16 protein-coding genes are annotated in these 20,120 nt (G+C 64.7%); 10 read left to right on the top strand and 6 right to left on the bottom strand.

What is annotated here, in order from left to right; all coding sequences use genetic code 11:
• Positions 1-2,592, bottom strand: coding sequence for an aminopeptidase N (gene pepN, locus AN936_RS03695; protein ID WP_054586953.1), 2,592 nt, complete (start codon positions 2,590-2,592; stop codon positions 1-3).
• A 46-nt stretch (positions 2,593-2,638) separates the two neighbouring features.
• Here pepN and AN936_RS03690 point away from each other — a divergent pair, with 46 nt between their 5' ends.
• A complete protein-coding gene (locus AN936_RS03690; protein WP_054586952.1) occupies positions 2,639-3,430 on the top strand; it encodes an epimerase in 792 nt (263 codons plus the stop codon).
• On the opposite strand, the gene AN936_RS03685 is transcribed toward AN936_RS03690, so the two are convergent.
• From AN936_RS03685 to AN936_RS03665, 5 genes are all read right to left on the bottom strand, one after another.
• Positions 3,427-4,713 (bottom strand): DUF445 domain-containing protein, encoded by a 1,287-nt coding sequence (locus AN936_RS03685; RefSeq protein ID WP_420496834.1) that lies wholly within the window; start codon positions 4,711-4,713, stop codon positions 3,427-3,429. The two genes, AN936_RS03690 and AN936_RS03685, sit on opposite strands and share 4 nt — an antisense overlap.
• A 67-nt stretch (positions 4,714-4,780) precedes the next feature.
• A complete protein-coding gene (locus AN936_RS03680) occupies positions 4,781-8,197 on the bottom strand; it encodes an efflux RND transporter permease subunit (protein ID WP_054586951.1) in 3,417 nt (1,138 codons plus the stop codon).
• 31 nt (positions 8,198-8,228) lie between these two features.
• On the bottom strand, positions 8,229-9,431 hold the full coding sequence (locus AN936_RS03675; RefSeq protein ID WP_420496833.1) for an efflux RND transporter periplasmic adaptor subunit: 1,203 nt from the start codon (positions 9,429-9,431) through the stop codon (positions 8,229-8,231).
• Between the two features lie 266 nt (positions 9,432-9,697).
• Positions 9,698-9,967: a GlsB/YeaQ/YmgE family stress response membrane protein gene (locus AN936_RS03670; RefSeq protein WP_054586949.1), complete on the bottom strand. Its 270-nt coding sequence runs from the start codon at positions 9,965-9,967 to the stop codon at positions 9,698-9,700.
• A 120-nt stretch (positions 9,968-10,087) separates the two neighbouring features.
• Entirely contained in the window at positions 10,088-10,351 is a 264-nt protein-coding gene (locus tag AN936_RS03665; RefSeq protein ID WP_054586948.1) for a GlsB/YeaQ/YmgE family stress response membrane protein, read from the bottom strand.
• A gap of 375 nt (positions 10,352-10,726) precedes the next feature.
• Between AN936_RS03665 and AN936_RS03660 the strand changes: the two genes are divergently transcribed.
• The 9 genes from AN936_RS03660 (at position 10,727) to istB (ending at position 19,819) form a co-directional block, all read left to right on the top strand.
• Entirely contained in the window at positions 10,727-11,644 is a 918-nt protein-coding gene (locus AN936_RS03660; RefSeq protein ID WP_054586947.1) for an MBL fold metallo-hydrolase, read from the top strand.
• Positions 11,645-12,445, top strand: a complete 801-nt coding sequence (locus tag AN936_RS03655; protein ID WP_054586946.1) for a hypothetical protein — start codon at positions 11,645-11,647, stop codon at positions 12,443-12,445.
• Positions 12,442-13,083, top strand: a complete 642-nt coding sequence (locus AN936_RS03650; RefSeq protein ID WP_054586945.1) for a DUF4230 domain-containing protein — start codon at positions 12,442-12,444, stop codon at positions 13,081-13,083. The genes AN936_RS03655 and AN936_RS03650 overlap by 4 nt, the downstream gene beginning before the upstream one ends.
• Before the next feature lie 67 nt (positions 13,084-13,150).
• Positions 13,151-13,864, top strand: a complete 714-nt coding sequence (locus AN936_RS03645) for a hypothetical protein (RefSeq protein WP_054586944.1) — start codon at positions 13,151-13,153, stop codon at positions 13,862-13,864.
• Positions 13,865-13,933: 69 nt separating this feature from the next.
• Complete coding sequence (gene nadA, locus AN936_RS03640) at positions 13,934-14,923, top strand: quinolinate synthase NadA (protein WP_054586943.1); 990 nt, start codon at positions 13,934-13,936, stop codon at positions 14,921-14,923.
• 129 nt (positions 14,924-15,052) lie between these two features.
• Entirely contained in the window at positions 15,053-16,231 is a 1,179-nt protein-coding gene (locus AN936_RS23960; RefSeq protein WP_084758154.1) for a DUF2853 family protein, read from the top strand.
• Positions 16,232-17,202: 971 nt separating this feature from the next.
• Positions 17,203-17,514: a hypothetical protein gene (locus AN936_RS24590; protein ID WP_149037584.1), complete on the top strand. Its 312-nt coding sequence runs from the start codon at positions 17,203-17,205 to the stop codon at positions 17,512-17,514.
• Positions 17,515-17,589: 75 nt separating this feature from the next.
• On the top strand, positions 17,590-19,104 hold the full coding sequence (gene istA, locus AN936_RS03630; RefSeq protein ID WP_021238707.1) for an IS21 family transposase: 1,515 nt from the start codon (positions 17,590-17,592) through the stop codon (positions 19,102-19,104).
• Positions 19,091-19,819 carry an IS21-like element helper ATPase IstB gene (istB, locus tag AN936_RS03625; RefSeq protein WP_031304487.1) on the top strand — a complete coding sequence of 243 codons (729 nt, stop codon included), beginning with the start codon at positions 19,091-19,093 and terminating at the stop codon, positions 19,817-19,819. The genes istA and istB overlap by 14 nt, the downstream gene beginning before the upstream one ends.
• Positions 19,820-20,120 lie beyond the last annotated feature (301 nt).

Genomic DNA, 20,120 nt, shown 5'->3' with positions numbered 1-20,120 from the left:
CTATCCCGCCAGGCTCTTGCTTGCCTGTTCGGTCACGTCGCGCGACAGCCCCGGCTGGGCAAGGATGCGTTCGAGTTCCGCACGCATCATCGCCCCCCGCGCTTCGTCGAAACGTTTCCAGCGGCCGAGCGGCGGGATCATCTTGGCGGCGGTCTGCGGATTCTTCGGATCGAGCGCGATGACGAGGTCGGCGATCAGCCGGTAGCCCGCGCCATCGGCCTGGTGAAACGCCGCCTGATTGCCGCTGAACGCGCCATAGAGCGAGCGCACGCGATTGGGGTTCGCCAGCGTGAAATCCGGATGCTGCGCGAGCGCTTTCACCGCATCGACGGTGTCGGAGCGCAGCGACCAGGCCTGCACCTGGAACCATTTGTCGAGCACGAGCGGATTGTCGCGATAGCGCTGGTAGAAGATGTCGAGCGCATGGGAGCGCTCGTCGCTGTCGCCATGCGCCAGCGTGGCGAGCGCCGCCTGCCGCTCGGTCATCCCGTCGGCGCCGGAGAAAATCGCGAAGGCGAGCCCCGGGATGTCGTCCTGCCCGGTCGCCGCGAGATAGGCGAGCGCGACGCCGCGGAGGCGCCGGCCGCCCTTCGCCTTGCTCGACAGGTCGGTCGCGGACGGTGCGGCGCCCGCGAGCACGGCGCGCCATTCGCGATCCAGCGCAACGCCGATCGCCGCCTGCAGCGCCAGCCGCTCGCGCCGGATCGCGTCGGGATCGACCGTCACCATCTGGTCGCCGATGAATGCCTCGCTGGGCAGCAGCACCGCTTCGGCGACGAAGGCCGGATCGGTCGCGGCGCCTGCGAGCGTTTGCGCGACGGCATCGATGACAGCCTGCGCGTTACCCTTGTCGCCCGAGGCCGCGGCGACGAGCGTATCGAGCATCAGTTGCTGGAGCGCCTCATAGCGCGCGAAGGGATCGTCATCGTGCGCGGCGAGCCAGGCAAGTTCGCCCGGCGCGCGCTCGAAATCGACAATCACGGGCGCCGAGAAGCCGCGATTGACCGACAGCGCCGGCCGCGATGCGAAGCGGCCGAGCGGGATCCGCTGCGTCACGCCGGTCAGCGTCACCAGCGTATCAGAGAGCGCCGCGCCGCTGCCGTCCATCGCGAAGGCGGCAAGCCGCAGCGGCATCATCATCGGCGCCTTGTCGGGCTGTCCCGGGGTCGGCGGCACGATCTGCGTCACATCGAGCGACCAGATGTCGCCGTCTTGCGCCAGCGCCAGCGACAGCCGCGGCGTCCCGGCCTGCTCGTACCAGCGGCGGAACTGGCCGAGGTCGATCTCGCCGCCCTCTTCCATCGCACGAACGAAATCCTCGCAGGTCGCCGCTTCGCCGTCGTGACGGTCGAAATAGAGGTCGGTGCCCTTGCGAAAGCGCTCGGGCCCAAGCAGCGTCGCCATCATGCGAATGATCTCGGCGCCCTTGTTGTAGATGGTCGCGGTGTAGAAGTTCGAGATTTCCTGATAGCTGTCGGGACGGATGGGGTGCGCAAGCGGCCCCGCGTCCTCGGGGAATTGCGCGGCGCGGAGCAGGCGGACGTCCTCGATCCGCTTGACCGGCGGCGAGCCCATGTCGGCCGAGAAATTCTGATCGCGAAAGACGGTGAAGCCTTCCTTCAGGCTCAATTGGAACCAGTCGCGGCAGGTGACGCGATTGCCCGACCAGTTGTGGAAATATTCGTGCGCTACGACACCTTCGACCCCATCGAAATCGATATCGGTCGCGGTGTCGGGATCGGCGAGAATGTAGCGGGTGTTGAAGATGTTGAGCCCCTTGTTCTCCATCGCCCCCATGTTGAAGTCGCTGACCGCGACGATGTTGAACAGGTCGAGATCATATTCGCGGCCATAGACGCGCTCGTCCCACGCCATGCTGTCCTTCAGCGCCTTCATCGCATGACCCGTGCGCGCTTCGTCGCCCTTGCGGACCCAGATGCCGAGTTCGACCTTGCGCCCCGACATCGTCGTGAAGCTGTCGCGATTGACGACAAGGTCGCCAGCGACGAGCGCAAAAAGATAGGACGGCTTCGGCCATGGGTCTTCCCAGAGCGCCCAGTGGTCGCTCCCATCTTCTCCTTGCCCGACGCAATTGCCATTCGACAGCAGGATCGGGAAGGCCGCCTTGTCGCCGGTCATCCGCACCTTGTAACGGCTGAGCACATCGGGCCGGTCGGGATGGAAGGTGATGCGGCGAAAACCCTCGGCCTCGCACTGGGTGCACAGCATATTGTTCGACGCATAAAGGCCCATGAGCTGGGTGTTCGATGCGGGTTCGATCACCGTATCGACCTCGACCACCGCCGCCGTGCGATCGCCAAGTTCGACGATCAGGTCGCTGCCCTCCATCCGCCAGTCGTTCCACACCGCGCCGTCGACGCGCACCTCGGCCGCGGTCAAGCCGTCGCCACGCAACAGCAGCGGCGCGGGGGCAGCCGTGTTTCGGACGACCGACAGCGCAGCGCTGACCCGCGTTTCACCGATACCCAGCGCAAAATCGAGCGCAATGTCGGGAATTTCCCATTCGGGCGCGGCGTAATCGCCGCGATGGATGGTAACGGGAATCGCGGGCGTGGAAGAGAGGTCGGTCATCTAAACGATCTAGGCATGGCGCCGCCGACGCGCAATAAGGCGCGCGATGGCACATATGCTGATTTTCGGAATGGGTTACGCGGCGGGCCACCTTGCCCGCCGCTTGCGCGCACGCGGCTGGGAGGTGATCGGAACGACGCGCGACGGTCGCGGCGACGATATCGCCTTCGCCGACGAGACGGCGGTCCTGATCGCGCTGCGCGATGCCTCGCACGTCCTGTCTTCGGTGCCGCCGGCCGAGGGGATCGATCCCGTCCTCGCGCGCTACGGCGAAGCGATCGCCCTCTCGCCGGCGGGCTGGCTCGGCTATCTCTCCTCGACCGGCGTCTATGGCGATGCAGGCGGCGCATGGGTCGACGAAAGCGCGCCGGTCAAGGGCCGCCGCCCCGATCGCAACGCCGCCGACGCCGCATGGGGGGCGCTGCGCAGCGATGTCCGCATCTTCCGCCTGCCCGGCATCTACGGCCCTAGCCGCTCGATCCTCGACCGGATCGGCGAAGGCCGCGCGCACCGCATCGCCCTGGCCGGCCAGGTCTTCAGCCGCGTCCATGTCGACGATATCGCGAGCGGCGTGATCGCATCCTTCCGGGGACCGGCGGGCGTGTATAATCTCGCCGACAACGAACCCTGCCATCAGAACCGGCTCGTCGAATGGGGCTGCACGATGCTCGGCGCGCCGCTGCCGCCACTCCAGACACTCGACGAAGCCGGGCTGTCGTCCGCCGCGCGCGCCTTTTATGCCGAGAACCGCCGCATCGCGAACGGCAAGGCAAAGCGGCTGCTGGGATGGACGCCGAAGTATCCGACGTTTCGCGAAGGGCTGGCGGCCTGCCGCTAGAGCAGCACGTCGACCGTGTGGATCAGCACGCCGACCAGTCCACCGACCAGCGTCCCGTTGATGCGGATATATTGGAGGTCGTCGCCGACGGCATTCTCGAGCCGGTCGGTGATCGTCTTCGCATCCCAGCCGCGGATCGTGTCCGACACCAGTTTGAGCGCGGTTTCGCCATAGCTGTCGACCATGCCGACTACGGCGCGGCGCGCATAACGGTTGAGTGTGCGCTTGATCGCGGCGTCCTCGCCCAGCATGCTGCCAAACTGGGTGACAAGTTCGCCGATGCGGCCTGCCAGCATCGTGTCGGGGTTGCGCGCTGCCTTGAGCAGCGCGGTGCGGCCTTGCTCCCAAAGCCCGTCGAGCCAGCGCTTCACCGCCTTGTTCTCGAGCAACTCGTCGCGCACCTTGGCTACCTTTGCCTGCACCTCGGGATCGTGCTGGAGGTCGAGCGCCATCTTCGTGAGCCCTTCCTCGACCCGGATACGCAGCGGGTGCGTTTCGTCGACCGCCATTTCGCTGAGCAGCTTCGACAGCCCTGCGACGATGCGGTTCGAGATGCTCTCGTCGAGCCCGGTGAAGCGGACGATCGCGTTGCTGTTGTCGTGGACCATCTGGTGGATCAGATGTTCGTTGAGTTCGAGCGTCTTGGACCCCCATTTGACCATCGCGTCGAGCAGCGGCTGATGCCGCCCCTCGGCAAGCGCAGCCTGCAGGGCCTGACCAAGTAGGGGTGCGACGTCGAGTTCGCGCAGGCGGTCGGCGATCGCCGATTTCACCATCCCGCCGAGCCGCTGCTGGTCGAGCGCGCCGAGCCCGTCGGCGATGATGCGCGACGCGCCGAGCCGCAACCGCCCGCCGCCCTCACCCGGTTCGGAGAGGAATTTGCCGACCGCGCCCGCGACGTCGACCGTCTGCATCTTGCGTGCGATCAGCCGCGGCAGCAGGAAATTGGTGAGCAGGAAGCGTGCGAGCGTATCGCCGATGCGGTTCTTGTTGCGCGGCACGATGGCGGTGTGCGGGATCGGCAGCCCCATCGGATGCCGGAACAGCGCCGTCACCGCGAACCAGTCGGCGAGCCCCCCGACCATCGCTGCCTCGGCAAAGGCGCGGACGAAGCCGATCGCCGGGTGGACGTCCTGATAATATTTCGCGGCGAAGAAGACGAATGCCATGACGACCAGCATGCCCGTCGCAACGACGCGGATGTTGAACCCGCCGGTCGGCACGGCGACGCCGATGCCCCGGGGGCGTGCGCCAAGGTCTTCCGAAGAATTGCTGTCCGTCATCACCATTCAAATGGCGGCTTTGCGCAAAGGTTGCAACCGGCGCGGCCGGCCGCCGCGCCGCGCCGCATCATTCGGCCGGATGTGGCGCGGGCGCCGAGTGCGGCTTCGTATCGTCGCCGGGCTGGTACGTCAGCAGGTTGCGCGCGAAGAAGCGGCCGAGACGCTTCTCGATGCTGTCGGCAAGGCTGAAGCCGGCAGGAACGATCAACAGCGTCAGCAGCGTCGATAGGATCAGGCCGCCGATCACGACGACGCCCATCGGCGCGCGCCACGCCCCGTCGCCCGACAGCGACAAGGCCGTCGGCACCATGCCCGCGACCATCGCGACCGTCGTCATGACGATCGGCTGCGCGCGCTTGCGGCCCGCGTCGAGCAACGCCTCCATCTTGCCGACTCCTTGATCCATCTCCTCTATCGCGAAGTCGACGAGCAGGATCGAGTTTTTGGCGACGATGCCGAGCAGCATCAGCAGGCCGATATAGACCGGCATCGAAATCGCCATGCCGGCGACGACGAGCCCCAGCAGGCCGCCGAGCGGCGCCAGCAGCAGCGACGACATGTTGACGAGCGGCGACACGAAACGGCGATAGAGCAGTACCAGCGTCGAGAAGACGAGCATCAGGCCCGCCACCACCGCGATGATGAAATTCTTGATCAGTTCGCCCTGCCATTTGGCTTCGCCCTGCACGATCTTGCGGATGCCCTGCGGCATGGTCTTCACCGCAGGCAGCGCGTCGATCTTTTGCTGGGCGTTGCCCGTTACCAGCCCCGGCGCCAGGTCGGCACCGATCACGATGCGCCGCGTCTGGTTATAGCGGCGCAGTTCGGTGGGGCCGGCACCAAAGCCAATCTCCGCCACCGATTTGAGCGGCACCGTCACGCCGCGCGACGTCGGCACAGGCAGGTTCTCGATCGTCGACAGGCTGCGCCGCGAATCTTCGGACAGCAAGACGCGGATCGGAATCTGGCGATCAGACAACGAGAATTTGGCCGCATTCTGGTCGATATCGCCAAGCGTCGCGATGCGGATCGTTTGGCTGAGCGCCGCCGTCGTCACGCCCAGATCAGCGGCAAGGTCAGTACGCGGCGTCACGATGATTTCGGGGCGCGGGATATCGCCCTCGATCCGCGGCGAACGGATTTCCTTGAGCCCGCGCATTTCGCCGACGATCTTCATCGCATGTTTTTCGAGCGCGACCGGATCGTCGCCGCCGATCACCATGGTGATATCGCGCCCGGAAAAGCCGCCCGACTGGCTCTGGAAACTCACGCGGGCGTCGGGAATCGCCGCCATCTTCGGTTGCAGCGCACGTTCCCATTCGACGCTCGTCACCTCGCGCTTTTTCTTCAGCGTGATATAGACGCCGCCGCCGCCGACGTTGACGTCGTAGAAGGCATTTTCGACATTCTTGTCGCCCGACAGGATCGTGTTGATCTGGTCGGAGATATGCTCGCTCTGCGCCAGCGTCGAACCCGGCGGCAGCTCATATTTGACCTGGCTGTAGTCGCTGTTGATCGTCGGCTGGAACTGCTGCGGCAGCACCGCGAACAGGATGATGCTCGTCACGAAGGCGGCCCCGCCGATACCGACAATCCAGACACGGTGGTCGTACAGTCGCGCCCAGGCGCGCTGGACCATGAACTTCGCCCAATTGGTGAAGGCGAACTGGCGCACACCGATCTTCCATGCCAACGCCCCAAGCAGGATCGCGAGCAGGCTGGTCAGCAGGAAAGTAACGATCGCTATCGCCGGCGTCTGCAACAGGAAGTGCAGCGCCGTGTTCGGGCGGCTTCCCCCCGGGGGAACCGGTTGGAAATAGGAGACGATCGAGAAGACGACCGTCACGGCCGCGAGCAGCAGCGGAACAAAAAGGAAGGCGAGCCGGGTCTGCACGGCCTCGAAACGCTCGCGCACGGCCTTGTGCTTGCTGTTGTCGAGCGTCCACGCGAGGACTCGTTCATACCGGTCGATCCATGGCCCTTCGGCGTGTGCCTGCTCGCCCTGCGCGGACAGGAAATAGGCGGCGATCATCGGCGTGATCATGCGCGCGACGGCAAGGCTCATCAGCACCGCGAAGACGACGGTCATGCCGAACTGGATGAAGAACTGGCCCGAAATGCCCGGCATCAACGCGACCGGGAGGAAGACCGCGACAATCGACATCGTCGTCGCGACGACCGCGAGCCCGATCTCGTCGGCAGCGTCGATCGACGCCTGATAGGCGGTCTTGCCCATCCGCATATGTCTGACGATATTCTCGATCTCGACGATCGCATCGTCAACGAGCACCCCGGCGACGAGGCTGAGCGCGAGCAGCGACAGGGCGTTCAGCGAAAAGCCCATCATGTCCATGAACCAGAAGGTCGGAATGGCGGACAGCGGGATCGCCAGCGCACTGATCAACGTCGCGCGCCAGTCGCGCAGGAAGAGGAATACGACGACGACCGCCAGCACGGCGCCCTCGACCATCGCCGCCATCGAGCTGCGATATTGTTCCTTGGTGTAGTCGGTGCGCGTGAAGAGGATCTTGAAATCGACCTTCGGGTTGTTCTTGGTGATCTCGGCGAGCTTCTTCATCGTCTCGTCGTGGATCGTGACGTCCGACGAGCCCTTGGCCTTTTCGATCGCAAAGCTCAGCACCTGCTTGCCGCGGATCTTCGCGAGATTGCGCTGCTCGGCATAGCCGTCGGTCACCTTGGCCACATCCGAGAGGCGAATGGTGCGCCCGTTGCCAATCGAGATACGCGTCTCACCAAGCTGGAAGGCGCTCGCCGCATTGCCGAGTACGCGGACCGCCTGTTCGGCGCCCGCGATCTCGGTACGTCCGCCGGCGGCGTTGAGGTTCACCTGGCGCAATTCCTGGTTCACCTGGCTTGCGGTCAGGCCATAGCTCTGCATCCGTGCGGGATCGAGGATGACGCGGATTTCGCGATCGACCCCGCCCGAACGGCTGACCTTCGCCATGCCGGGGATCGAGAGGAGTTCCTTCGCCACCGTATTGTCGACGAACCACGACAGCTGTTCGAGCGTCATGTCGGTCGCCTCGACCGCGAAATAGGTAATCGGTCCGCCCGCGGCGTCGACGCGCACGACCTGCGGCTCGAGAATGCCTTCGGGCAGCTCGCTGCGAATTTGCTGAACCGCCTGATTGACGTCGTTATAGGCGCGATCGATCGGGGTCCCGATCGCGAACTGGATCATCGTCGAGCTGCTGCCCTCGTTGACGTAGGACGACATTTCGTCGACGCCGCTGACGCCGCGAACCGCTGCCTCGATACGCTGCGTCACCTGCGTTTCGAGCTCGGTCGGCGCCGCGCCGGGCTGTGCCACCATGACCTGCACCAGCGGAAATTCGACGTCGGGCTGATCGTTCACGTCCATCCGGTTGAAACTGACGACCCCCGCCAGCAGCAACAGCACGAACAGGACGATCGGCGGCACCGGATTGCGGATGCACCAGGCGGAAATATTGCGAAAGCTCATGATATAAACGCCTTTGTGCGCACCATCCGGATTATTGCGACGCCTTCTGAATCACCGGCTTCACCTTGTCGCCGACGTTCAGGAACGCGCCCGCCAGCACGACGACCTTTTCGTTTCCGGTCAGCCCCGACGCGATCGACACGCCGCTGTCGCTGACGGTACCGACCTTGATCGCGCGCTGTTCGATCTTGTCGTCCTTGCCGACAATCAGCACATAATTGCCGTCGGCTCGGCTGTGGACCGCACTTTCGGGCAGCAACGGCGCCTCGGCAGTGCCCGCCACCAGCCGCGCATCGGCAAAGCCGCCCGGCCGCAGCGAACTGCTGTACGGGATCGCGATGCGGACCATGCCCTGGCGCGTGTCGGTGTTGACGACGGGGGAAACCTGCCAGACCTGCCCGGCGATTTGCAGACTGGTCCCGACCGGGGTGACGGTCGCGCGCGTTCCCACGGCGACGCGCTGCAGATCGGCCTCGGCCATCTGCGCGAGCATTTCCATTTCGCCGCCCTTGGCCATACGGAACAGCACGCCGCTGCCTGCGCCGACGATCTGGCCCGGCTCGACCTGCCGCGTCAGAACAAGCCCGGCAGCCGGCGCCACGATGTTGAGCCGGCCGTTGCGCGCGACCGCTTCCTGATATTGCGCCTGCGCGACACGGACACGCGCGTTCGCGGCATCGCGGGTCGCCCGCTTGCGGTCCATGTCGGCCTTGGAAATGAAGCCGCGTCCGACCAGCGCTTCGGCGCGTTCGAGTTCGGCTTGTGCAAGGTTCGCATCTGCCTGTGCAACGCGGATCGATGCGGAGAGACCCGCCGCCTGCTGCGCCTGCACCGACCGGTCGATGATCGCCAGCGTCTGACCCGCGCCGACCCACTGGCCCGGCTCGACGAGCACGCGCACGACTTCGCCGCCCTCGCCCGCGACGCCGACCGGCATCTCGCGGCGCGCCGCAATCGTGCCGTTGGCGGAAATCGCGGCCTCGACCGACACGCGTCCCGGGATCACCACCGTGACGCTGGGCGCATTTGTCGTAGTAGCCTCGTCCCCCGCAGTCGCGGCGCCGTCGCCCATGCCTTGCTTGAATCCGTACCAGGCCGCCACGAGCACCAGCGCGACCAGCACGAGCGCGACGATCAGCCGCGTCCGCTTGCGGCGATTGTCCGCATCGTCGTAAAAGCTTTGGGTCGACCCCGTCAGGCTGTCCATCACATCCACTTTCCGCTCGTAGTTCACGCCGAATTCCCAATCTGCCGTTCGTGGCAGCCGACACGACGATCGCCCGACAGCGATCCGCCCCCAGTCCGCACGACCCAGTTTCGTCGAGGTGTATTATCTAATTAAATCACCCCTGACAAGGGGGAAACAACGCCGCTTCGCCCGCAATCCGGCTGCGCCTCATAGCCACCGACCCCAGCGATTTCCAAAGAAAAAGGGCGCCCCGCCGATGCGGGCCGCCCTTTTTTGCGGCCGGTCCGGAATGGACCGGAACAGGCGTTTCTTCAGCGCACGCGGCCGCGCCGGACGAGGTTTACGATGGCGAGCAGGATCACCGCGCCGATGAAAGCGGTGAGCAAGGTCATCGGGTCAAAGGCGTCGCCGCGCAAATGCCCGCCGCCGAGAAAACTACCGAAAAGAAAGCGGCCAAGGATCGATCCCAGGCATCCGACAACGATATTCAGGAAAATGCCTTGCTGAGCGTCGGTGCGCATGACGATGCTGGCCAGCCAGCCGATAACGCCGCCCATGATGATTGCGATAATCCAAGTCATATGATGACCCCCTACGATCGTTTCTGTCGCCCGCCTTCGCAGGCCTCTTATTGGTAACGCAGATATTTGAAATCGCCTAGCAGAATGGCGGCGGCGCCGATGGGAGCCGCCGCCGTCCCGTCAGCGCACGCTGCCGCGGCGCACAAGGTTGATGATGCCGAGCAGAACCACTGCGCCAATAAACGCCCAAAGCAGGCCGATCGGGCTGAAGGCGTCGAGACTGGCACCCATGCCGAACATGCCGCCAAGGATATTGCCGAGGAACGCGCCGACAATGCCAACAACGACGTTCAGGATGATCCCTTGCTGCGCGTCGGTGCGCATGACGATGCTGGCAAGCCAACCGATCACTCCGCCGACGATCAATGTGATGATTAAACCCATGTTATTCCCTTCCTGAACCGGCCGGGCGGATGGCGAAACGCCCGGCAAAAATGCGAACGCCTCGTCGCGTCCGGACATCGTTTCAACGATGCTGCTAGAATGCGAAGGGGGTGCGAAAGGTTCCCGGCCGCCCCAAAAGACGCGGCCGGGAAAGTAGGATCAGTTCCCGATCGGGAACTGTTCCGGGTCGCAGGGTTGAAATAGCCAACTCGCGCCGAATGTGATGTGAGATGCCTCACAGGCGCAGATATTTATAGGAAAAGGATCTCGGCGAAAGTCGGCAGTCGGCGGGGCAAGGCACTCCGAGATCGCGGTCCCGCGCTTCTTTTCTCAGCGGCCCTTTTTCTTTGGGCCCGGCGATGCCACATATTGGCGATGAGCGAAGAAAAGCCTTGGCCCGATACAATCCGCGCCGGCGACTGCGAGCAGCACGAGCCGCTCGTCCGACGGGTGCTCGCACCCAATCCGTCGCCCTATACCTTTACCGGCACCCAGACGTGGATCGTCGGCGCGGGCGCCGACGTCGCGGTGATCGATCCCGGCCCCACCGGCAGCGGCATGAGCATCGGCGATCCGCCCGACGCGAACGGCGCGGGCCATGTCGACGCGATCCTGCGCGCGGTTGCAGGACAGCGCGTCGCCGCGATCCTTTGCACCCATACCCACCGCGATCATTCGCCCGCCGCCGCGCCGCTCAGGGAAGCGACCGGCGCGCCGATCATCGGCTGCGCGCCGCTGGTCCTGACCGACGATGGCCCGCGCGCCGATTCGGCCTTCGATCCCGACTATACGCCCGACCGCGTGCTTGGCGACGGTGAACGGATATTGGGCGACGGCTGGACGATCGAGGCGGTCGCGACGCCCGGCCACACGTCGAACCATCTCTGTTTCGCGCTGCCCGAAAGCCGTGCGCTGTTCACCGGCGACCATGTCATGGCTTGGTCGACGAGCGTCGTGAGCCCGCCCGACGGCGACATGGCGGCCTATATGGCGAGCCTCTCGAAACTCTACGACCGCGACGACCGCGTCTATTATCCGGCGCACGGCCCCGCGGTGACGAACCCGAAACAGCTTGTCCGCGGCATGCTCGGCCACCGCAGGCAGCGCGAACGCCAGATCCTGCGCGAGCTCGAAAAGGGAACGGCTGTGATCCCGGTCATGGTGCAGCATATGTACAAGGGACTAGACCCCCGGCTGACCGGCGCCGCCGGCCGTTCGGTGCTCGCCCATCTGCTCGATCTCGAAGCGCGCGGCATCGTGCGTACCGAGAACGACGAATGGGAACTTGCCTGAATGCTTTTGCCGATCCTGGTCGCTGCAACGCAGCCGGTCGCCGCACCCGCCCCTGCCCCTGCCCCTGCCCATGCCAATGTCGTTGTCGATCTCGTCGCTGGCGCGGACGGACGGCGCTGTCTGCCCGACAACAGCCTGTGCCTTGAGGTGCCGGCGACCGAAGAGGGCGGCGCGGCCGGCGCCAGCCTGATCGTGGCATCGCCGTCGTCGGACAACAGCGATACGATCGCCCTTCCCTTTGGCGCGGACGAACTGGCCGGCCTGTGGCCGCGCCTCATCGTCGTGCCGCAAGGCGCCGAAGCCGAAAATCCGGAACGCCGCCAATATCTCGTCGGCATCGTCACCGAAGAGCGCGCAATGTATTCGGGCGGCGGCGGCTCGGGCAGCCGCCTGCATCTGCTGCGCCTCGACCGGAACGCCGACGGCGTCTCGCTCGGCGCCGAGGTGCTCGATACCGTCTGGGACAGTTCGCTGATGATCCGCGCCTGCTTTTCGGAACAGGATATGAAAAACCGGCTCGAAGCCTGTCATGACGAATATAGCTTCACTGGCGCACTGGCCGCGGCGGCGCCCGACGGCGGCGAACTGCCCGCGCTCACGTTGCAAACGACCGCAACGGCCTACCCGCATACGTCGCGCCGGACCGAGGACAACAGCAACATCAAGCTGAAGAAGAGCGACCTTACGCACTGGAAGGATCCCGAATGCAGCTACACGCGTTTGCTGCATTATAACCCCGCGACGGCGCGATACGAAATGGATCGCCCGGCGCCCGATTGCTCGGTCTATACAACGCCATGACATCATCTTCTTCCTCGCCCCGCATCCTCTCGCGCCTGATCCTGCTCGCCGCAGCGCTGGTGATGCTGCTCGCCGTCTGGTGGGCGGTCGCGGCATGGCGAGACTGGCAAAGGGGCTATGATCCCGAAACCGTCGTCGCCGCGAGCCTGCAGGGATTGCAGGAACAGAATATTCTCGTGCCCTTTACCGCGCGCTACGTCGCAGTCGTGACCTCTACCCAGAGCCGGCTTGGCCTCAGCGCGAAGAAGACGCTGATCATGCCGGGCACGGTGCGCTACGAACTCGACCTCGGCAAGCTGAAGCAGTCGGATCTCGACTGGGATGCCGCGACCAACGCACTCACCGTCACGCTGCCGCCGCTCCGGCTCGCGGGTCCCGAGATCGATATCGACGCGATCAGCGAGTTTCGCGACGGCGAAATCCTGCTGGCGCTGACCGATGCCGAACGGACGCTCGACGCCGCGAACCGCAAGCGCGCGCAGGAAGAGCTGATCAAGCAGGCCAAGGGCACCACGCCGATGCGGCTCGCGCAGGGTGCGGCGCGGACCGCGGTCGAACAAAGCTTCGCGATGCCGCTCAAGGCGGCGGGGATCGACGCGAAGGTGACGGCACGCTTCGCCGCGACGCCGGGCGGCTAAGAAGCCACTTTCCGCTTTTTCGCGGCTGCGCTATCCTCCGTCCCGGGGTCGGATAGGGGGAAAAGGCATGGCCACGACCGCAGGAGGCGCGGTACGCGCCGAGCTATTCTGGCATCGCATGGCGATCGGCCTCGCGATCTTCATCGTCTTCGGTTTTCTCCAGTTCGCGCTGCGCGGCTTCGTCGATCCGGTCGCGGCGCCGTTCTGGGTGCATGCGCACGGCGTCGCGATGCTCGCATGGCTCGGATTGCTGATGGTCCAGCCGACGCTCGTCTCGCGCGACAATCTGCCGCTGCACCGCAAGCTCGGCTGGGCCGGGGCCACGCTGGCGCTGGCGATCACCGCGCTTGGCGTCTTCACCGGCGTCGCATCGCTGGTACTGAACCGGTTTCCGCCTTTCTTCTCGCCGCCCTATTTCCTGGCCCTGACCACCATCGAGGCGCTGGCGTTCGGGGCGATGGTCTGGGCTGCGGTGCGCCGCCGCCACACGACCGCCTGGCACCGGCGGCTGATGATCGGCGCGACCATTATCATTCTTGAACCGGCGCTGGGCCGCCTCCTGCCAATGCCGCTGATGGTCGGCTGGTCCGACATCCCGGTCGGACTCATCCAGCTTGCGGTCGTCGGCATCATCGCGCTTTACGATCGCCGCACACTCGGCCGCATCCACCCGGCAACCAAGGCGATCGCGGCGGTTGTCATCCTGGTGCGCGCCACCATCTATCTGCTTGCGTTGACGCCCCCCGTCATCGCGCTTGCGGAAAGACTGGCTGGCGGCTGACGCGGCGAATTGCCCTGCCGCAGGTCGCCGTGTAGAGGGGGCGCCAAAGGCACCAGACAAGGATAAGCCATGACTGCTCCCGTTCGCGAGAATCTCTCCGGCCTCGACCTGCGCGCCGAAATCGACCGACTCCGCAAGGAGCGCAACGCCGTCATCCTCGCGCATTATTACCAGAAGCCCGAGATTCAGGATCTCGCCGATTTCGTCGGCGACAGCCTCGAACTGTCGCGCAAGGCCGCCGACACCGACGCCGACGTCATCGCGTTCTGCGGCGTCAAGTTCATGGCCGAGACGGCGAAGATTCTGAGCCCGCAGAAGACGGTCATCCTGCCCGACATGGATGCCGGGTGCAGCCTTGAGGACAGTTGCCCGCCTGAACAGTTCAAACGCTTCCGCGAAGCGCATCCCGACCATATCGCGCTGACCTACATCAACTGTTCGGCGGCGGTGAAGGCGCTCTCCGATGTCATCGTCACCTCGTCGAGCGCCGAGACGATCATCAGCCAGATTCCGCCCGAACAGAAGATCATCTTCGGTCCCGACCGCCATCTCGGCGGCTATCTCAACCGCAAGTTCGGGCGCGAGATGCTGCTGTGGCCGGGCGTCTGCATCGTCCACGAGGCGTTCAGCGAGACCGAGCTCTTGAAGCTGAAGGCGCAGCACCCGGACGCGCCGGTCGCCGCGCACCCCGAATGCCCGCCGCACATCATCGACCACGCCGATTATGTCGGCTCGACGAGCGGCATATTGCAGTTCGCGAAGAGCTTCCCCGGCGACACGCTGATCGTCGCGACCGAGCCGCACATCATCCACCAGATGGAACTCGCGCTGCCCGGGAAGACGTTCATCGGCGCGCCCGGCGCCGACGGCAACTGCAACTGCAACATCTGCCCGTATATGGCGCTGAACACGATGGAAAAGCTGTACATCGCGCTGCGCGACCTCGAACCCCGGATCGAGATGGAGGAAGGGCTGCGCCTCGCCGCACGCAAGAGCCTCGACCGCATGCTCGAAATGGCTTCGGGGACGATCGGCAAGGGCGATCTCGGCAAGCGATAGGCGGTCCGGCCCTGCTGCCGGTTGCCTTCGAGCAAAAAAGCCATAGGTTCCAACGACCGGGGCCCGAGTCCCGCCGCTCCGGCGGGCGCCTGATGGCGGTTGCTTGCGCCCTCGAAGGAGGTAGGTCGCATGGCTCAAGACTGGCTGGCTGATGTCCGCAAATATGCCGCCGACGCCGATGAAAAGGTGGTCGCGGCAATCGTCAAATATCTGGGCATCGCGCTCAGAAAGGTCGATTCCTCGCTCGTTTCCTTTACCGACAAGAAGGAAACCGACCGCATTCGCGAGAATTTCCTTAAGAAGAAGCTCGGCCTGACGCACGATGACGCGACGCTCGACGCCGCGATTGCCGGGGTCGGCGAGCGAATGAAGGGCGACCGCACCAAGAACCGGGTCACCGTCTATTATCTTCTCGCCGAACATTTCGGGCTCCTGACGCTGTTCGGCGGGATCGCGGGCGCCGCGGCCGGCGCCGCAGGGCTTGCCGGAGCGGCCGGCGCTGCTGCGGGTCTGGCCGGATCGCCGAAGGGTGACAGCGGCGGCGTAGACACCAATGGCGGCGCCAAGGCGAACGACCCCGCCCCGGCACCCGACGCGCCGCTTGCGGCTGCCGCGCTGGGTGCTGCCGGAGCAGCGGCGGCAACCCCCGCCGCCGCGGCGCCACAGCCGCCGGAACCCGTGCCGCCTCCCCCGCCTCCACCGCCGCCGCCCTCCGCAGCGCCGGCCACGCCGCAGGCCGCCTATTCGGCGCCCGACGAGGCCCCCGGCGGCGGGATGGGCTGGCTGCCCTGGCTGCTGCTGGCGCTGCTCCTGCTCGCACTGATCTTCTTCGGCATGCGCTATTGCTCGAAACAGGAAGCGCCCGTCACGCCGACCGGCGACGCCATCGCGATCAGCGAAACCGCGACGCCCCCGGCCGGCGACGCCATACCGGCTCCCGCCGCGGCGATTCCCGAGGGCGCGGGCGTGATTGCGGCGGAACGCGAAGGCAAGCCGATGCTGACGGTCTATTTCGACACCGGCAAATCGGTGGTGTCGAACGACCTGTCGACCGCGGCAGCGGCGGTGAAGACCTATATCGACGGCAATCCTGCGGCGACGCTGGCCGTGTCGGGCTATAACGATCCGACGGGCAATGCCGCCGCCAATGCCGAACTGTCGAAGAACCGCGCGAAGAGCGTCAAGGCGGCGCTCGAAAAGCTCGGCATCGTCGCCGACAGGGTAGTGCTCGAAAAACCCGCCGAGATGACGACAACCGGGACCGACAATGCCGCGGCACGCCGCGTCGAGGTGACCGTCAAGGGTTAGTCGGTCCTTCGGACGAAATGGAAGCGGGGCCTTCGGGCCCCGTTTTTTTGCGCCTCGGTCTCCTCCGAGTCGCGATCGCCCCGATGTCGAAAAGCGGCCGATGCGACTCGCGACCACCGCAAAGATGGTCCATTTCGAATCCGAAAATGTTGCGCCGCTGTTACAAAAATGCTGCGCAGCAAAGGCTTGTTGCTAATGCCGGACTTATCCACAAGCGCGAGGGTTTGGAAGCCGCATTGCGATGCTTTTTTGTTGGCCGTCCCGCGGCTTCATGTCAGCTTCCAATCATCGGACGACAGAGACGTCGACCCGCCGGGACATTAAGGGTGGTTGCAAGACTAGCCGGAAGAGAACGGATCGGACTGACGAGGAAATCGAACGATAGCTTGATCACGGAACGCAGCGATTCCCACGAGTTGAGGCGGACCCGATCGAGTACAGGAAGACAGCCCATCGCTTGGACAGCGATTGCTTCGGCAGACGCAAGAAGAGATGATGAAGAGTTTTCCAGGTGCGGCCGGCCCCCGAAAGGGGGCCGACCAAACCGTCGCCGGGCTGCTACGGCGCGTGCGAAGACGCATCGTTTTGCGGGCTGCTGATCGCAAGAACAGCGGACCGGGATGAAGCGGATCGTCGCCACTGGAGCAAGACCGGATAGTGGGGGTTGGCAGCGATGCCGGCCCCCATTTCGTATGCGCTCCTCTCCCGGTGGCCGCGCGTCGGGCCTCGTTGACGACGCCGGCGTCTCGACAGATTTCGACCGATGACGGTCGTTGGCCGCACTTAACTCGCGGTGCGAAAGCAGTCGTAAATTGGCACTTAGGTGTTGAGCCGTCATGGGACGATCGACAGAATCGTCGGTAGCTTGACGGAGCTAACGATTCGGCCCCGAATGATGTATCAAGCTAAATAGGCCTATCGGCCAGCCATCGGTTTACTAGGCTGTCATAGCCACGAAGTGGGAGCCTCCAGTGCGGCCAAAGATTGCGATAGGCATCACGACCTATGTGGATATTTCCGGTAGGGAATTTGGCGCAGCAATCCATCAGGCGCATGAAGAAACTTCCAAGCGCCTCACACCGAACAAAATTCGAATATGGTCGGCAAAACATGACGTCGGAACGGCATATGATTTCGGCTCATTATGGCTCACCGTTATGCCCTTTGAAAAGCGGGAAGGAAAAGGACCCGACAAGGGCAAGCTCATAGAAAAGGGCGAGTTTCATGTTGGTGCGGATTGGAGTGAGGATCAGCGTGCAATAGGCACCCCCTTCGTGGGGTGATCGGCGTGCAAAAAGGACCCCTTCATCCCGGGGATTTAGTCGGCCGACTGGTTTTGATCAGTTGGCGAGAACGGGATGTTGATCGTGGAGACAGTGGTTCGGATTCGGCGTGAGCATGCAGCGGGTAAGGCGATCAAGGCGATCGCTCGTGACCTTCGTTTGTCGCGGAAGGTCGTCCGCAAAGCGATCCGGTCGCCGGAGGCGGCGTTCAACTATCAGCGCAAAGTCCAGCCGCTGCCGCGGATCGGTCCTTATCAGGATCGTCTCGATGCGCTGCTTGAGGAGAACGAAGGTCGCGGCCGCCGCGATCGGCTACGGATGACGCGTATCCATGACCTGCTGGTGCGCGAGGGGTTCGATGGATCCTATGATGCGGTGCGCCGCTATGCGGCGCGCTGGCGTGCTGCGCGGCGGAAGGATGCTGGCGAAGGCGCACCGGCGTTCATCCCGATGACCTTCCAGCCGGGTGAGGCCTACCAGTTCGACTGGAGCCACGAGGATGTGGAGATCGCCGGCAAGCCGATGCGGGTGAAGGTGGCGCATATGCGTCTCTGCGACTCGCGCGCACCCTATGTCCGGGCCTATCCGCGCGAGGGCCAGGAGATGCTGTTCGATGCCCATGCCCGGGCGTTCGCGTTCTTCGGCGGTGTGCCGCGACGCGGTATCTACGATAATATGAAGACGGCGGTGACGGCCGTGTTCACCGGCAAGGAGCGTGTGTTCAACCGCCGCTTCCTGATCATGACCGATCATTACATGGTCGAGCCGACCGCCTGCTCGCCGGCGGCGGGATGGGAGAAGGGCCAGGTCGAGCAGCAGGTCCAGACGATCCGAGGCCGCTTCTTCCAGCCGCGACTCCGGTTCGCCAGCCTGGCCGAGCTCAACGGGTGGCTGGAGGCCGAGTGCCGGCGCTGGGCCGAGCATCATGCCCATCCCGAACGCGGGGATATTACCGTCGCCGAGGCGCTGGATATGGAGCGACCGGCCCTGCAGCCGATCCTGGCACCGTTCGACGGCTTCCATGAGAGCGAGCATGCCGTCACCGGCACCTGCCTCATCAGCTTCGATCGCAACCGCTACTCGGTCATGTCGACGGCCGCACGCCGGACCGTTCAGGTGCGCTCCTATGCCGATCGCATCGTCATACGCTGCGGCGATGCGATCGTCGGGGAGCATGAGCGCCACTTCGGTCGGAACCGCACGATATACGATCCCTGGCATTATCTGCCGGTCCTCGCGCACAAGCCCGGCGCGCTGCGTAACGGCGCACCGTTCCAGGACTGGGATCTGCCGCCCGCCCTGCACCGATTACGGCGAAGGCTCGGCACCGGGGACGAGGCCGATCGCAGGTTCGTGCGGGTCCTCTCGGCGGTGCTCACCGATGGCCTGGAGCCGGTAGAGGCTGCCGTGCGCGAAGCGTTGGCGAACGGAACGGCCAGCGACGAGCTGATCCTCAACATCCTCTCCCGGCGCCGCGAGCCGGCGACACCCCACAGCATCGTCACTTCGGAAGACCGGATGCTGCAGCATCCTCCGCTCGCCGACTGTGCCCGCTATGATCTGCTGCGAGGCTATGATGCAGCGGCATGATATGATCGACACGATGCGCGGCCTCGGACTCAAGGGCATGGCGGCGGCGTTCGACGAGGCGGTCACCACCGGCCTCCAGCGCAAGCGCACCACCATGGAGATACTGACCGACCTGCTCCGTGCTGAGGCGACCCACCGGGATGCAGCCTCCATCCGCTATCGGATGACGGCTGCGAGGCTGCCCGTGGTGAAGGACCTGGAGCGGTTCAGCTTCGAGGGCACACCGATCAATGAGGAGATGATCCGCTCCCTTCACGATGGCTCCTTCCTCCCGCCTCGCCGCAATATCGTGCTGGTCGGCGGCACGGGGACAGGCAAGACCCACCTCGCCATCGCGATCACCGCCAATGTCGTGCGAAGGGGCGCTCGCGCCCGCTACTTCAACACCGTCGATCTGGTGACACGCCTCGAAGAGGAGACCCGGATCGGCAAAGGCGGGACCCTGGCGGCGCAGCTGTCGCGGCTCGACCTGATCGTGCTCGACGAGCTCGGTTATCTGCCGTTCGCCCGCTCGGGAGGGCAGTTGCTGTTCCACCTCATCAGCAAGCTTTATGAGCGGACCAGCGTCATCATCACCACGAACCTCGCCTTCGGCGAATGGCCGACCGTGTTCGGCGATCCCAAGATGACCACGGCGCTGCTCGACCGCGTCACCCACCACTGCGATATCGTCGAGACGGGCAACGACAGCTGGCGCTTCAAAAACCGCAGCTGACAGCCACCTTCGGCGCCTTCAAAAATCTATCTTGCGCTGCGCGCGCCTCCGGTCGGGCTACGCCCGCCCTCCGCCGCACGCAGCGCAAGGCCATCTTCAACAAACCAGCATCATATTATCCGAAAAGGGGGTCCCTCTTCGACGCCGATCGGGGGTCCCTTTTGAACGCCGTTTGACAATTGGAGCCGCACGGGCTCTCTTGCAGGCCGCGGCAGGGTAGATTTTCGACCGGAGATTGATCGTTCGCTGTGCGACACGCTTTCGATAGAGTTTAACTATGATCCGAAAATTGATTGGTATG

The organism is Sphingopyxis macrogoltabida, assembly GCF_001307295.1.
GTDB classification, from domain to species: domain Bacteria; phylum Pseudomonadota; class Alphaproteobacteria; order Sphingomonadales; family Sphingomonadaceae; genus Sphingopyxis; species Sphingopyxis macrogoltabida_B.
Note: the sequence above shows the minus strand (reverse complement) of the source record. Positions and strands in the feature narration are given on the sequence as shown.